We start from the raw sequence: 14,090 nt of genomic DNA on the forward strand, positions 1-14,090 counted from the left end.
GATAAAAAAATCAGGAAGCGTCAATGATGTGGCGTCATCATCCCTTCAGTCTGCTGGCTGTTTCGTGGTGTTCTGCTGCTTGTGCAGGTGAGCGCCGAGGGTGCGCAGCGGCGCCAATTGTCGGCAGATCAGCGCCAACTGGGTCTGTACCAGACGCTGGCGTTCGTCGGCATCCTCGGCGATCTGTTCCAGCGCCTCGGCCAATTGCTGTTCGCTGTCGCTGTGGATGGCCAGCGGTTGCTTGTCGAGCAGGCCGGCGGCGATATCGTCGAGGCTGCGCGCAATCCGTTCGGCATGTTCCAGCAGGCGCGCCTGCTCGGCCTCGGGCAGGCGCTCGCCGCGATGGGCACCGAGTGCCGAGAGGTAGCTGAGCAGGGTGTGCGACAGCACCAGGAAGCGGAAGCCCAGGTCGGCATCCTTACGGAAGTGCCCCGGCTCCATCAGCATATTGCCGAGCGTGGTCGACAGCGCGGCATCGGCGTTGTGTGCATTACGCCGGGCCAGGCGATAGCCGAGGTCGTCGCGCTTGCCCTGGGCGTACTGGGCGATGATCTGCCGCAGGTAGGCGCTGTTGCAGCTCAGGGTGCCGGCGAGCATGCGCCCCAGGCGCCGACCCTGCCAGTCCGGCAGGATCAGGAACACCGCCAGGCCGGCGATCAGGCTGCCGAGCAGGGTATCGACCAGGCGCGGAATGAACAGGCTGTAGCTGTTGCCGATCTGATTGAAGCAGAACAGCACCAGCAAGGTGATGGCGGCGGTGGCCAGGGTGTAGCGGGTGGTGCGGGTAGTGAAGAAGACCACCCCGGCGACCACGGCGAACAGCGCCTGCACACGTGGATCCGGGAACAGATCGAATAGCACCCAGCCCAGTGCCAGGCCCAGCACGGTGCCGGCGATCCGCTGCACCAGCTTGATGCGGGTGGCGCCGTAGTTGGGCTGGCAGACGAACAGCGTGGTGAGCAGGATCCAGTAGCCTTGCGCCGGATGGATCAGGTGCAGCAGGCCGTAACCGGCGGCCAGGGCCACGGCCAGGCGCAGGGCGTGGCGGAACAGCAGCGAGGTCGGGGTGAGCTGCTGGCCGATGCGCTCGACCACTTCGCGCAGCGAATGAGGCTCGCGGTCGAGCAGGCTGCTGTCCTGTTCCTCGGCCAGGGCGTCGGGGTTGCTGGCATTACCCAGGAGCTGATCGAGTGTGGCCAGGTTGCCGGCCAATGCGCCGAGGGAGCGCAGCAGGCGGCGCCAGGCCGGGTTGCTTTGCAAGTGCAGGTGATCGAGCGAGGCGTGCAGGTCTTCCAGCGCCTGGCTGCACAGCTCGCGGTACTCGAATGGCTGGCGCAGCTCGATGGCCCCGGCCAGGCGCTCGCAGGCCTCGCCGTGCAGGCGCAGCAGGCGCTGGCAACGAAACAGCACGTCGCTGTGGAAAAACGCCTCGGCCAGTTCGTTGTACGGGTAGTGCGACGAGCTGGCGCGCTCGTGGATGTCCTGCGCGAGGAAGTAAAGCTTGAGGTAACGGCTGACCTTGGGGCCGGGACGGCCATTGCCGACCCGGTGCAGGATGATTTCCTTGGCCGCGTTGAGTGCCGACACCACCCGGCCGTTCTGCTGCGCCAGGGCCAGGCGGCGGGGTTCCACGTCGAGCTGGCGCAGCGGTTCGAACAATGCCGCCTTGAGCTTGAGGTACTTGCCCAACTCGCGGAACAGCCGGGCCAGCGCCAGTTGCACGGGCTGATGGGCGAACAGGCCATGCCAGATCACCGAGAGCAGGCCGTACCAGGCCGCGCCGGCCACCAGCAGCAAGGGCTCCAGCCACAGGCCAGCGACGCCGCCACGCTGCTCGACGCCGATCATGCTGTAGACGGCGAGGATCAGCGTGCCCGAACCGAGGGTGGCGAAGCGCTCGCCCAGCGAACCGAGCATGGTCAGGGAAAAAGCGGAAAGCGCCAGGGCAATGACGAACAGCCAGGGATAGGGGAAGAGCGCTTCCACCGCATAGGCCGCTGCGCTGAAGCACAGTAGCGTCACCAGCACGGTGCCCAGGCGGCCTTGCCAGCTGTCGTCGGTTTCGGTCAGGGCGCAGGCGATCACGCCGAGGAACAGCGGGATCAGGCCATGCGTCCAGTCCTGCCACCAGCACAACGCCAAGGCCCCGGCCAGGGCAATGAACACCCGCAGGCCGCTGCTGAACTTGTCCAGTGCCCAGAGGCGGCGAAGGGATTGGCGAAGGCTGGGGCGGGGCATACGAGGTCTTGTCTGAAGCGATGCGAGCAGACTACCCGAGTCGGGCGCCTCTAAGAACTACCTGCGTTGCCATTACGGCGTTTAAAACAGGCTCAAGATAGAGGCCATCGAGGCTGTCAGGCTTGATATCGGACTGGCAAGTTTGTTTGATCTTGTTTTCTTGCGTTGGTGTTCTGGACGCCGCTTTGGGGGTCTTCAGATATTTCGGGTTTCGCCCCCTCGGGCGACTGACTTTTCTTTGAAGTGCGCAAAGAAAAGTAAGCAAAAGAAACGCACCCCCGCCATCCGGAACTAGGCGTCCCCGTCATGCTGCGCTCGACTTCCCTCACTCCGGCACCGCTCCGGGGTCGGCTTGCAAGGGCCATCCATGGCCCTTCAAGCCTCTCGCGGCATCCATGCCGCTCGCCCCTGCGCAATGCCTGCGTTCGGCCTCCTGAAGGGGGGCATCTGCGCGCCTGAACGAACCGGCATTCCATAGATTGCTCGGCGTGTTCTAGTAGCGATGAAGTCGCGATTGGGTTGTCGAGTTAAACCAATAGTTTCATTAGCCGGCACCCCGGTCAGCCCTAAGGCTGACATATGTACAAGCACTCCGCGCTACTTCTGGGTTACCGCAGGTTCGGGCGCGTGCAGAGCCCGCCCAGGAGGGTGAACGGAGTCGTCGCGGAAGAGGTCGAGCGACATGGATGTCGCGAGAGCCGCGATGGGCCAGGGATGGCCCATCGTGGCGGGCCTCTGGAGCGGCGATGGAGTGAGCGAACCCTGGCGCAGCCAGGGCCGGATGAACGGGCGGAAGGGTTTGGTTACTTTGCCCGCAAAGTTACTCGCCCGGGAGGGCGAAACCAGAAACATCAGCCAAAACGCGGCAATTCGGAACAAGCACCTATAGAACGACAACCGTATTGCCAGTCCGGTATTAAGACCTCAATCGTTCGAGGCAGTCTGTCGAGGTGGGGATAGCGACGCGGGTTGCACGATCAGTCCGCGATATGTTCTTTGCCAACGAAGAACCGTTCGCTCTGCATATCGAGGAGAAGACCATGCGAGAGCTGTATGAACTGTGCGGTGCCGACCGTGAGTTGCTGTTTTCCCCCTACTGCTGGCGGGTACGCCTGGCCCTGGCGCACAAGGGGCTGGATTTCCACAGTCGGCCGATTCGCTTCGGAGAGAAGGCTGCAATCGAGTTCTCCGGGCAGAAGCTCGTACCGGTGCTGGTCGACGACGGTCAGTCGGTACACGACAGCGTCGTCATCTTTGCCTACCTCGATGCGCGCTATCCGCAGCGGCCGCTGCTGGGTGACGGCGCGGCGGCCGAACGCGCACGTCTGGTCGAGCGTCTGAGTTTCCATGCGCTGCGCATGCCGCTGCTGAAGATCCTGCTGCTGCGCGCCTACCAGGCCTGCGCCGAGGAGGATCGCGACTACTTCCGCAGCAGTCGCGAGCAGGTCTTCGGCATGCCGTTGGAGGAAATGGCCGATCCGCAGGGCGGCGAGCAGCAACTGCGCCAGGCGCTGGCACCGCTGGAAGCCTGGCTCGGCGACAAGCCGTACCTGGAGGGCGATGAGGCGGGCGCCTGCGATTATCTGGTGGCTGGCATGCTGCTCTGGGCCTGGTGCCTGGGCGTGCAGCCCTGGGCCGAGGAATCCGCTGTTGGCGCCTGGTTCACGCGCATCCGCCAGGCTTATGAGCGCGACCACGGCCCGATCAAACGGGCCTCATTCTGAGGAGGCAACCTGCTGTTTGGGCAGGGCAGCTAGCTAGACGTACTGGGCGGCTGCATAACCCGACGCCCAGGCCCACTGGAAGTTGAAGCCGCCCAGGTGGCCGGTGACGTCCAGTACCTCACCGACGAAGTACAGCCCTGGCACCTTGAGCGATTCCAGGGTCTTGGACGAAACCTCGTCGGTATTCACCCCGCCCAGGGTGACTTCGGCGGTGCGGTAGCCCTCGGTGCCGGCCGGCACCAATTGCCAGTCGGACAGCTTCTCGGCAATCGCCTTCAGCTCGGCCGGGGTGTACTGCTTCAGCGGCTTGTTGCTGAACCAGGCGTCGACCAGCAGCGTCGCCATCTTCTTGGTGAACAGCTCGGCGAGCAGCGTCTTCAGCTCGCTGTTGCCGCGTTCGTGCTGCTGCGTGGCCAGCCACTGCGGCAGGTCGATATGTGGCAGCAGGTCGATGTGCACGGTATCGCCCGGCTGCCAGTAGGACGAGATTTGCAGGATCGCCGGGCCGGACAGGCCGCGGTGGGTGAACAGGATGTTCTCGACGAAGCTCTGGCCATTGCAGCTGACCCGGCAGTCTTCCACCGAAGTGCCGGACAGCTCCGTGCACAGCGTCTTGAGCTGCGGATCGGTGAGGGTGAAGGGCACCAGGCCGGCGCGTGTCGGTAGTACCTCGTGGCCGAACTGCCTGGCCACCTGATAGCCGAAGCCGGTCGCGCCGAGGGTGGGGATCGACAAACCGCCGGTGGCGATCACCAGCGACTGACAGTGGATCGCGCCGATATCGCTGTCCAGGTGAAAGCCGCCTTCGACTTTCGTGATGTTCTGCACCGCTGTGTTCAGGCGAATCTCGGCGCCGGCCTCGCTGCACTCGGCCAACAGCAGCTCGAGGATGTCGCTGGACTTGTTGTCGCAGAACAGCTGGCCAAGTTTTTTCTCGTGGTAGGGCACGCCATGCTTGGCCACCAGGCCGATGAAGTCCCACTGGGTGAAGCGCGCCAGCGCCGACTTGCAGAAGTGTGGGTTGCCCGAGAGGAAGTTACCCGGCTCGCAGTACATGTTGGTGAAATTGCAGCGTCCGCCGCCGGACATGAGAATCTTCTTGCCGGCCTTGTTGGCGTGATCGAGCACCAGGACGCGTCGACCGCGTGCTGCCGCAGTGGCGGCGCACATCAGCCCGGCGGCGCCGGCGCCGATGATCAGTACATCGATTTGCAACACGTTATTTCCCCAGACGGTATGCCGGCAGGACTGCCGGGCTAAGCTGGGGCGCATCTTACCTGAAGCCGTCGCAGACCGATCAGGCAGCGTCGGCCCGGATTGCCGAGCATGACTTATGGCACGGCCCCTGCTATGACTTACAGGCCAACACTGGCCGATAATGGATCAGACCTGAACAATGCCCAACGTGCGTGCGTGGTTCCTGCTCCTGCTGTTATCCCCGTCCTTGGGGGCGGCAGAGCTGTTGCGTCTGGTAGCCGACCCCTGGCCGCCATTCAATGATCACACGCTGCCGAACAACGGCGTGGCCAGCGATCTGGTGGTGCAGGCACTGACTCGTGCCGGCTATCGCACCCGTTACGTCGAGGTGCCATGGGAGCGGGCCGTGCTCGGTCTCAAGCGCGGCGAGCACGATGTGTTGATCAACGCCTGGTACAGCCAGGAGCGCACTTATTTTGGTCACTTTTCGCAGCCCTACCTGTTCAATCGCATCCGCTTCCTGCAGCGCAAGGGCGCGGGCATCGATTTCGACCAACTTGCCGATCTGTATCCGTATCGCATCGCGGTCGTGCGGGGCTACGCCTATAACCCGGCCTTCGACCACGACGAGAACCTGAGGCGCGTGGGCGTCAGTGGCTTCGAGATCGCCGCGCGCATGTTGCACGCCGGGCGGGTGCAACTGGCGCTGGAGGATGAGCTGGTGGTGCGCTATCACCTAGCGCGTGAGCTGGCGCCGCTACGTGATGAGCTGGAGTTGCTGCCCAAGCCACTGAGCGAGAACGGCCTGCATATCCTGGTGCGTCTGAGCCATCCGCACCACCGCGAGATCACCCGTCGCTTCGACGAGGCGATCCAGGCCATGCAGGCCGATGGCAGCTACGAGGAGACCCTGCGCCGCCACGGCATGGCACCCTGATCAGGCCAGTACGGTGCGTGCTCGACCGCTCTGCTTGGCCTGGTACAGGCGCTGATCGGCCTCGTGCAGAAGGCTTTCCAGGTCTTCCGCTTCGCCCCGGTAAATGCCTGCGCTGAACGACAGCGGCGGTGCGCCGTTGGCGTAGTACAGCGTGGCACAGCGCTGGCGCAGGCTGTCGATGGTGGCGCTGAGGTCGGCTGCGTCGAGGGGGCTGAGCAGGGCGAACTCCTCGCCGCCCAGACGACCGATCAGGGTGTCGGGGAAGGCGCTGGCGAAGGCCTTGGCGAATACCACCAGCGCACTGTCGCCACTGGCATGGCCGAAGCCATCGTTGATGTGCTTGAAATGGTCGATGTCGAGCATGGCCACGCTCAGGTGCTGGCCGCTCTGTTGTGCCTGCTGGATCATGCGCATGCCGCGCTCGTAGAAGGAGCGGCGATTGCGCAGGCCGGTGAGGGCATCGTATTCCGCCGCCTTCTTCAGCGCCTGCAGCAGGTCGCGGCGTTCCAGGGTGTTCATCACCCGGCAGTTCAACTCTTCAGGGCAGAAGGGTTTGCGCAGGAAGTCGTCGGCGCCGTGCTTGATGAACTGCGCGCTTAGCGAGCCCTTGGGGTCGGCCGATACGCCGATGATGATCAGCTCGTTGAGCTTGAATTTCTGGCGCAGCAGCTTGACCAGATCGAAGCCGCTGACACCGGGCATGGAGTGGTCGAGGATCAGCAGGTCGATGTCTGGCTGTTCGGCGATCAGACGCAGGGTTTCCCGGCCGTCGCTGGCTTCGAGTATCTGGTAGTGATGCGGCTCGATGATGTGGCGGATGTAACGCCGCTGCGCGTTGGAGTCATCGGCGATGAGAATCTTGATATGGCTGTTGTGATCGAGGCGGTGCAGCAGGCGGAAGGCGTACTCGTAGGAGTGCTGGCTTTCCTTGAGCACGTAGTCGACCACACCTTTCATCAGCAGCTCGTCGCGGCGTTGCTCGTTGTAGCTGCCGCTGAGGACGATGCAGGGCAGGCGGTGACGCATCACCAGATCGACACTCTCACCGTCGGGGGCGTCCGGCAGGTGCAGGTCGACGATGGCGGCGAAGAACAGCCCGGCCGAGGTTTCCAGCATGACTTCCGCTTCGGCCAGCGAGGCGCAGAACACGGGCTCCAGATCCGGTTCCTGGCGGAACAGGTGGGCCAGGATCTTCAGCACCAGAGGGCTGTCCTCGATGACCAGGATATTGCGCATGGAGCGACTCCGACCTCTGTGGCCCTTGCTAGAGACTAGATCATGCGCACGCGCAGCGAGCGGCCCTTGATCTTGCCTTCCGTTAACCGTTGCAGTGCTTTGCGGGCGACGTCACGTTGCACGGCGACGTAAGCCTGGAACTCGAACAGGGCGATCTTGCCCACCTGATCGCTGCTCAGGCCCGCATCACCGGTCAGTGCGCCGAGGATGTCGCCAGGGCGCAGTTTGTCCTTGCGCCCGGCGCCGATGCACAGCGTGTGCATCGGTGGCAGCAGGCTGACGCTGGTGTTGTCGGCCGGTAGCGGGTACCAGGCCATTGTCTGCCCCTGCAGGGCCTCGATGGCTTGCGCGCGCCCGGCTTCGGACGGTGCCACCAGGCTCACGGCAAGGCCCTTCTCGCCTGCACGGCCACTGCGACCGATGCGGTGAATGTGCACCTCGGCATCACGCGCTAGTTCGACGTTGATCACCAGTTCCAGCCCAGCAATATCCAGGCCACGAGCGGCCACGTCGGTGGCGACCAGCACGCTCAGGCTGCGCCCGGCGAACAATGCCAGTACCTGATCGCGATCACGCTGTTCCAGATCGCCATGCAGCGCGGCGGCTGAAATCTTCTCGGCCTCCAGACGCTCGACCAGTTCCGTGCACTGCTGGCGCGTGGCGCAGAAGGCCACCGCCGGTTGTTTGCGAAAGTGCCGTAACAGCGCGGCGACGGCGTCCAGGCGCTGTGTTGGGGCAATCTCGTAGAAACGTTGCTCGATCTGCCCATCATCGTGCAGCGCCTCCACTTCGACGCGCTCGGGGCTGCGCAGAAAACGTGCAGCGAGCTGTTCGATCCCGCTGGGATAGGTGGCGGAGAACAGCAGGGTCTGCCGGCGTGCCGGGGTTTGCTCGATGATTTCGGCGATGCTGTCGAAGAAGCCCATGTCGAGCATGCGGTCGGCTTCGTCGAGCACCAGGGTGTTGAGACCGTCGACCTTCAGCGTGCCCTTGCGCAGGTGTTCCTGCACGCGGCCAGGCGTGCCGACGATGACATGCGCGCCATGTTCCAGCGAGCCGATCTGCGGGCCGAAGGGCACACCGCCGCACAGGGTGAGTATCTTGATGTTGTCGGCGGCACGGGCCAGGCGGCGCAGTTCCTTGGTGACCTGGTCGGCCAGCTCGCGGGTCGGGCACAGCACCAGCGCCTGGCAGCCGAAGTAGCGCGGATTGAGGGGATGCAGCAGGCCGATGCCGAAGGCGGCGGTCTTGCCGCTGCCGGTCTTGGCCTGGGCGATCAGGTCACGGCCCTTGATGATCAGCGGCAGGCTGGCAGCCTGGATGGCGGTCATCTCGCTGTAGCCGAGGGCGGCGAGGTTGGCCTGCATCGGTGCGGACAGGGGTAGGCTGGAAAAGGCGTTGACGCTCACGGCAAAAGAGTCCGGCTGGAAGGATTGGGGCGGCAGTGTAGCAGGCCGCCTCAGTGTTCCGGTGGCACCTCGACCAGACGGCTGCTGCGGCCGTCCATCGGATCGAGCTGGAGGAAGATCGCTGCCGCCAGCATCGACAACAGGCCGACACAAATGAAGGTCGCCTGAAACGCCTGCTGTACCTCGTTCAGCTCTGCGCTGAAACCACTGAGCAGCGCCGCCGCCGCGGCCACGCCGAGGCTCATGGCCAGTTGCACCACCACCGACAGCAGGCCATTGCCGCTGCTGGCCTCGTTATTGTCCAGGTCGATCAGGGTGACGGTGTTCATCGCGGTGAACTGCAGCGAGTTGCAGGCGCCGATCAGGCTCAACTGCACCACCAGTTGCAGCATCGCGGTGTCTTGATCGACCAGCGCCAGGCTGGCGATCAGGGCGCCGAGCAGCAGGGTATTGCTGGTCAGGATGCGGCGATAGCCAAGGCGGTCGATCAACGGTTTGGCCAGCGGCTTCATCGCCATGGCGGCGAGCGCCAGAGGAATCATGCTCATGCCGGCCTGCGCCGGGGAGTATCCCATCGCCAGTTGCAGCAGCAGTGGCGTGAGAAAGGGCAGGGCGCCGCTGCCCAGGCGGGCGAAGAGGTTGCCGAGGATGCCGGTGGCGAAGGTGCGGGTGGCGAACAGGTTGGGCGAGAACAGCGGCTCGGCGATACGCGCCGCGCGCAGCCAGTACACCGCCAGACAGGCCAGGCCACCGACCAGCAGCAGGGTCACGCGCAGGGCCGGCAGCTTCAGCTCGCCGAGGCCTTCCAGGGCCACGGTGATCAGCAGCATGGCGGCGCCGAACAGGAGGAAACCCGGTGTATCGAAACGGCTGCGCTGCGGACCGCGCAGATCGGGCATGTAGCGCATCGCCGCCCAGCAGCCGAGCAGGCCGACCGGCAGGTTGATGAGGAAGATCCAGTGCCAGCTGGCCGCCTCCACCAGCCAACCGCCGAGGGTCGGGCCGATCAATGGGCCGAGCAGGCCGGGCAGGGTGATGAAGCTCATGATCCGCACCAGCTCGGTTCGCGGGTAGGCGCGCAGTACCACCAGGCGCCCTACCGGCATCATCAGCGCGCCGCCCAGACCCTGGATCACTCGCGCGCCGACCAGCATGGCGAGCGACTCGGACAGCGCGCAGAGCAGCGAGCCCAGGCTGAACAGGGCGATGGCGCCGAAGAAGATGCGCCGCGTGCCGAAGCGGTCGGCGATCCAGCCCGAGGCCGGAATCAGCAGGGCCACGGTCAGCATGTAGGCGATCACCACCGACTGCATGCGCAACGGATCTTCACCCAGATCATGGGCCATGGCTGGCAGCGCAGTATTGAGGATGGTGCCGTCCAGCGTCTGCATGAAGAAGGCGATGGCGACGATCCAGGGCAGCAGGCGGGCGGTGCGTGGGTCGAGCGGTGGTGGCGTGGTGTGCATGAGGCGTCCGGCTGTGGGTGGCGGCTTTGACCTGTGCGTCATTATCGCTGGCTGTGCTCACCTTCGACGGTTGCGACGTAAATAAATTCGCAGTGACGATCTGGCTGCCACTGCTTAGGGGCTGGGCAGACTGGTAGGAGCGGATTCATCCGCGAAGGGGGCTGGCAGAGGAGCTGGGCGATTCGCGAACGAAGCGCAACGCTGCCCGTTCGCTCCTAAAGCAGCGCCAGTCCTGCAATGAGTATGTCTGGACGCACGCTCGCTAGGCGCGGATTTATCCGCGAGAGGACTGGCACAGGTACCGCGAGGGTCGCGAGACCCTCGTCATGCGCTCAGGCTGCCGATATCGCCCGCTGAGGCTGCCCACGCACTGGTCGATCACCGGCCACGAAGTAGCTGGCGGTACTGCGCGGCAGCGGCTGGCGCCCACGAATCCGGTCGGCGATCTTCTCCGCCATCATGATGGTGGTGGCGTTGAGGTTGCCGGTGATGATCTCCGGCATGATCGACGCATCCACCACGCGCAGACCCTGCAGGCCATGCACGCGGCCCTGGCCGTCGACCACTGCCATCTCGTCTGCGCCCATCTTGCACGAGCAGGACGGGTGATAGGCGGTTTCGGCGTGGTTGCGGATGAATTCGTCCAGTTCGGCATCGCTCTGCACATGGGCGCCCGGGCTGATCTCGCGGCCCCGGTACTTGTCCAGGGCCGGTTGCGCCATGATCTCGCGGGTGATGCGGATGCCGTCGCGGAATTCCTGCCAATCCTGTTCATGGCTCATGTAGTTGAACAGGATGCTCGGATGTTCGCGCGGGTCGCGGGACTTGAGGCGAATACGGCCACGGCTCGGCGAGCGCATCGAGCCCATGTGCGCCTGGAAGCCGTGTTCCTGCACGCCCTTGCTGCCGTTGTAATTGATCGCCACCGGCAGGAAGTGGTACTGGATGTTGGGCCAGGCGAACTCCTCGCGGGTGCGTATGAAGCCGCCCGCTTCGAACTGGTTGCTGGCGCCCAGGCCCTTGCCGAGGAACAGCCAGTTGGCGCCGATGGCCGGCTGGTTCCACCACTTGGTGGCCGGGTAGATGGACACCGGCTCCTTGCAGGCGTACTGCAGGTAGAGTTCGAGGTGATCCTGCAGGTTCTCGCCGACGCCGGGCAGATCATGCACCACGGGGATGTCGAATTCGCGCAGCAGGGCGGCTGGGCCGACGCCGGAGCGCTGCAGGATCTGCGGCGAGGCGATGGCGCCGGCGCACAGCAGCACTTCGCGACGGGCATGGGCCGTGAGGGTGGCATTCGAGCTGCCGACCAGGTAGCTGACGCCGCTGGCGCGCTTGCCGTCGAACAGGATACGGTCGGTGGTGGCGTGGGTGACGATGGTCAGGTTCGACCGCTCGCGGGCCTGATCCAGATAACCGCGGGCGGTGCTGGAGCGTCGACCCTGCGCGGTGACGGTGCGATCCATCGGGCCGAAGCCTTCCTGCTGGTAGCCGTTGAGGTCGTCCGTACGCGGATAACCGGCCTGTACGCCGGCTTCGACCATGGCATGGAACAGTGGATTGTTGTCGACCTTGGGCGTGGTCACGCTGACCGGGCCGTCGCCACCGTGGTAGTCATTGGCGCCGATGTCACGGGTTTCCGCCTTGCGGAAATATGGCAGGCAGTCGAGGTAGCTCCAGTCTTCCAGACCCTTGCCCTTGGCCCAGCTGTCGAAGTCCATGGCGTTGCCGCGGATGTAGCACATGCCGTTGATCAGCGAGGAGCCGCCCAGACCCTTGCCGCGCCCACATTCCATGCGGCGGTTGTTCATGTAGGGTTCGGGATCGGTCTCGTAGGCCCAGTTGTAGCGCCGCCCCTGCAGCGGGAAGGCCAGGGCGGCGGGCATCTGGGTACGAAAATCCAGGCGATAGTCCGGGCCGCCGGCTTCCAGTAGCAGCACGCTGACGTCTGCGTCTTCGGTCAGGCGGGTGGCCAACACGTTACCGGCCGAGCCGGCACCGATGATGATGTAATCGTATTCCTGGGTCATGCTTCCTCCTGTTGCCCGGCTGTTATCCGGGAAAACGCGAGTGACTGTCCCCGGATTGCATCCGGGCTACGGGGCGGCTTTCTTTGTGGGAGCGGATTCATCCGCGATGTTTTTCGCGGCTAAAGCCGCTCCCGCGCTAGGGGGCTCAGAACACCGAGGCGTAATCGCCCATTTCCAGCTGCACCGACTTGATGCGGGTGTAGTGGCCGAGGGTGACCAGGCCGTTCTCGCGGCCAACGCCGGACTGCTTGTAGCCGCCCACCGGCATCTCGGCCGGCGATTCGCCCCAGGTGTTGATCCAGCAGATGCCGGCTTCCAGTTGGTGGATGACCCGGTGCGCGCGATTGAGGTCGCGGGTCACCACGCCGGCAGCCAGGCCGTAGGTGGTGTCGTTGGCGCGGCGGATCACTTCCTCTTCGTCGTCATAGATGAGGATGCTCATCACCGGGCCGAAGATTTCCTCGCGGGTGATGGTCATGGCATCCGTGCAGTCGGTGAACACGGTGGGGGCGACATAGGCGCCCTTGGCATAGTCGCCGTCGCTGACGCGCGCACCGCCGATCAGCAGGCGCGCGCCTTCGCTGCGGCCCTTGTCGATATAGCCGAGCACGCGCTCCATGTGCGCGAAGCTCACCAGCGGGCCGAAGTTGGTGGCGTCAGCCAGCGGGTCGCCCAGGCGGATGCGCTTGACCCGCTCCAGCACCTTGCTCTCGAAACGCGCCTGCAGCATGCGCGGCACGAACACGCGAGTGCCGTTGGTGCACACCTGGCCGGAGCTGTAGAAGTTGGCCATCACCGCAATATCGGCGGCGCGGTCGAGGTCGGCGTCTTCGAAGATGATCAGCGGCGACTTGCCGCCCAGCTCCATGGTCACCTCCTTGAGGCTGGAGCTGGAGGCGCTGGCCATCACCTTCTTGCCGGTGACGGTGCCGCCGGTGAAGGAAATCTTCTCGATGCCCGGATTTTCTGTGAGCCATTGGCCCACAGCGCTGCCCAGCCCGGTCACCACGTTGAATACGCCTGCGGGCAGGCCGGCCTCGGTGTAGATCTCGGCCAGCTTCAGTGCAGTCAGCGAGGTGACTTCGCTGGGCTTGAAGATCATCGCGTTGCCGGCAGCCAGGGCCGGTGCGGATTTCCACAGGGCGATCTGAATCGGGTAGTTCCAGGCGCCGATGCCGGCGACCACGCCCAGCGGTTCGCGACGGGTGTAGACGAAGGAGGTTTCACGCAGCGGAATCTGCTCGCCCTCGATGGCCGGGATCAGGCCGGCGTAATACTCCAGCACGTCGGCACCGGTGACGATGTCGACATAGCGGGTTTCGGAGAGCGGCTTGCCGGTATCGAGAGTTTCCAGCTCGGCCAGCTCGTCGTTGCGTGCACGGAGGATATCCACTGCCTTGCGCAGAATGCGCGAGCGCTGCATGGCGGTCATCGCCGCCCACACCTTCTGCCCCTCTGCGGCGCTGGCCACGGCGCGATCAACGTCTGCCTGGCTGGCGCATTGCACCTTGGCCAGCACCTCGCCGGTGGCGGGGTTGATGCTGTCGAAGGTCTCTCCACTGCTGGCGGCGACGTACTGGCCACCGATGTAGAGCTGCTGTTCGGCGAAACGGGGCATGGGCTGTCCTCTGTCTTCGATTTGCTTAGAGAACAGCCTATTTTATTTAAATTGAACGATCAATCAACAAAAACGACGGAGCGCACTCAATCACGACATAGCCAGACGGTCATTGGCCAAAGGAGTGAACGGGTAGGGCGGGCTTTAGCCCACCAAAACCATGCGCATGAGGCCTTGCCGTCGGCAACCCTCTAACGAGCCTTGGCCAATTGCAGGTCGAGATAGTCGTAGGCGA

Annotated in this window: 9 protein-coding genes; 2 read left to right on the plus strand and 7 right to left on the minus strand. The window is 64.4% G+C overall.

Annotation, left to right across the window (positions count from 1 at the left end):
- Positions 1 to 45 precede the first annotated feature (45 nt).
- Complete coding sequence (gene yccS, locus ACODS1_RS20290) at positions 46 to 2,238, minus strand: YccS family putative transporter (RefSeq protein WP_489087081.1); 2,193 nt, start codon at positions 2,236 to 2,238, stop codon at positions 46 to 48.
- Between the two features lie 989 nt (positions 2,239 to 3,227).
- Between yccS and ACODS1_RS20295 the strand changes: the two genes are divergently transcribed.
- Positions 3,228 to 3,962: a glutathione S-transferase family protein gene (locus tag ACODS1_RS20295; RefSeq protein WP_489087082.1), complete on the plus strand. Its 735-nt coding sequence runs from the start codon at positions 3,228 to 3,230 to the stop codon at positions 3,960 to 3,962.
- Positions 3,963 to 3,995: 33 nt separating this feature from the next.
- Here the strand turns inward: ACODS1_RS20295 and ACODS1_RS20300 are convergent, their stop codons facing one another.
- The gene (locus ACODS1_RS20300; protein ID WP_489087083.1) at positions 3,996 to 5,180 is read right to left on the minus strand and encodes a BaiN/RdsA family NAD(P)/FAD-dependent oxidoreductase; all 1,185 of its coding nucleotides are present in this window, start codon (positions 5,178 to 5,180) and stop codon (positions 3,996 to 3,998) included.
- A gap of 178 nt (positions 5,181 to 5,358) precedes the next feature.
- On the opposite strand from ACODS1_RS20300, the gene ACODS1_RS20305 reads away from it, so the two are divergent.
- Entirely contained in the window at positions 5,359 to 6,096 is a 738-nt protein-coding gene (locus tag ACODS1_RS20305; protein ID WP_322979382.1) for a substrate-binding periplasmic protein, read from the plus strand.
- On the opposite strand, the gene ACODS1_RS20310 is transcribed toward ACODS1_RS20305, so the two are convergent.
- The 5 genes from ACODS1_RS20310 to betB form a co-directional block, all read right to left on the minus strand.
- Positions 6,097 to 7,332, minus strand: coding sequence for a diguanylate cyclase domain-containing protein (locus ACODS1_RS20310; RefSeq protein ID WP_322979381.1), 1,236 nt, complete (start codon positions 7,330 to 7,332; stop codon positions 6,097 to 6,099).
- 35 nt (positions 7,333 to 7,367) lie between these two features.
- A complete protein-coding gene (gene dbpA / locus ACODS1_RS20315; protein WP_489087084.1) occupies positions 7,368 to 8,741 on the minus strand; it encodes an ATP-dependent RNA helicase DbpA in 1,374 nt (457 codons plus the stop codon).
- 50 nt (positions 8,742 to 8,791) lie between these two features.
- Positions 8,792 to 10,249 carry a multidrug transporter subunit MdtD gene (gene mdtD / locus ACODS1_RS20320; protein ID WP_489087085.1) on the minus strand — a complete coding sequence of 486 codons (1,458 nt, stop codon included), beginning with the start codon at positions 10,247 to 10,249 and terminating at the stop codon, positions 8,792 to 8,794.
- A 290-nt stretch (positions 10,250 to 10,539) separates the two neighbouring features.
- Positions 10,540 to 12,237: a choline dehydrogenase gene (betA, locus tag ACODS1_RS20325; protein WP_489087086.1), complete on the minus strand. Its 1,698-nt coding sequence runs from the start codon at positions 12,235 to 12,237 to the stop codon at positions 10,540 to 10,542.
- A 145-nt stretch (positions 12,238 to 12,382) separates the two neighbouring features.
- Positions 12,383 to 13,855 carry a betaine-aldehyde dehydrogenase gene (gene betB, locus ACODS1_RS20330; RefSeq protein ID WP_489087087.1) on the minus strand — a complete coding sequence of 491 codons (1,473 nt, stop codon included), beginning with the start codon at positions 13,853 to 13,855 and terminating at the stop codon, positions 12,383 to 12,385.
- Between the last annotated feature and the right edge of the window lie 235 nt (positions 13,856 to 14,090).

It is taken from the genome of Pseudomonas sp. FG29 (assembly GCF_057809355.1).

Excerpts from the sequence above, each read along its gene's own strand:
- yccS (WP_489087081.1), bottom strand. The coding sequence starts at position 2,238 with ATGCCCCGCCCCAGCCTTCGCCAATCCCTTCGCCGCCTCTGGGCACTG.
- ACODS1_RS20295 (WP_489087082.1), top strand. The coding sequence starts at position 3,228 with ATGTTCTTTGCCAACGAAGAACCGTTCGCTCTGCATATCGAGGAGAAG.
- ACODS1_RS20305 (WP_322979382.1), top strand. The coding sequence starts at position 5,359 with ATGCCCAACGTGCGTGCGTGGTTCCTGCTCCTGCTGTTATCCCCGTCC.
- ACODS1_RS20310 (WP_322979381.1), bottom strand. The coding sequence starts at position 7,332 with ATGCGCAATATCCTGGTCATCGAGGACAGCCCTCTGGTGCTGAAGATC.
- mdtD (WP_489087085.1), bottom strand. The coding sequence starts at position 10,249 with ATGACGCACAGGTCAAAGCCGCCACCCACAGCCGGACGCCTCATGCAC.
- betA (WP_489087086.1), bottom strand. The coding sequence starts at position 12,237 with ATGACCCAGGAATACGATTACATCATCATCGGTGCCGGCTCGGCCGGT.
- betB (WP_489087087.1), bottom strand. The coding sequence starts at position 13,855 with ATGCCCCGTTTCGCCGAACAGCAGCTCTACATCGGTGGCCAGTACGTC.